This is a genomic window from Saccharomonospora iraqiensis subsp. paurometabolica YIM 90007, assembly GCF_000231035.2.
Lineage (GTDB): Bacteria > Actinomycetota > Actinomycetes > Mycobacteriales > Pseudonocardiaceae > Saccharomonospora > Saccharomonospora paurometabolica.
Genome location: NZ_KI912210.1, coordinates 22008 through 22587 on the forward strand (window position 1 = coordinate 22008; position 580 = coordinate 22587).

At 78.3% G+C, this 580-nt stretch carries 1 pseudogene; it reads left to right on the forward strand.

The window, feature by feature from the left end:
• Positions 1-497: pseudogene (locus SACPADRAFT_RS25505) on the forward strand (allophanate hydrolase subunit 2 family protein); the annotation flags it as partial.
• Between the last annotated feature and the right edge of the window lie 83 nt (positions 498-580).

Below are 580 nucleotides of genomic sequence, written 5' to 3' on the forward strand. Positions count from 1 at the left end.
CCGCCACCGACGTCCTCGCCGGGCTCGGCCCCGACCCGCTCCGGCCGGGCACCGTGCTGGAGGTCGGTCCGGCCGTGCATCCGCTGCCCCCGGTCGCCTTCGCGCCGGTGGCGGGGCCGGTGTCCGGCGAGCTGTCGCTGCGGATCGTCCCGGGGCCGCGCGCCGACTGGTTCACCCGCCGGGCGTGGGAGCGGCTGGTCGGCGCCCCCTACGTCGTGGGCCCGGAGAGCAACCGTGTCGGCCTGCGGCTGGACGGCCCGGAACTGCCCCGGTCCCGCTCCGGCGAGCTGCCCAGTGAGGGCATGGTGCCCGGGGCGGTGCAGGTACCCCCGTCGAGCAGGCCGACGGTGTTCCTCGCCGACCACCCGGTGACCGGCGGTTACCCGGTGATCGCCGTCGTGGTGGCCGCCGACGTCGACCGCGCGGCCCAGGCCCGGCCGGGCACCCGGGTGCGGTTCCGCATCGTGTCCCGGGCCCGGCGGTGCGGGGGACGCTGACGCCATTCCGTGCCCGGGACATTCCGGCCCGGAGATGTCCCGGTGCGGCGGCGTCCGTGGGCGCGGACACGGGTCAGCGGACC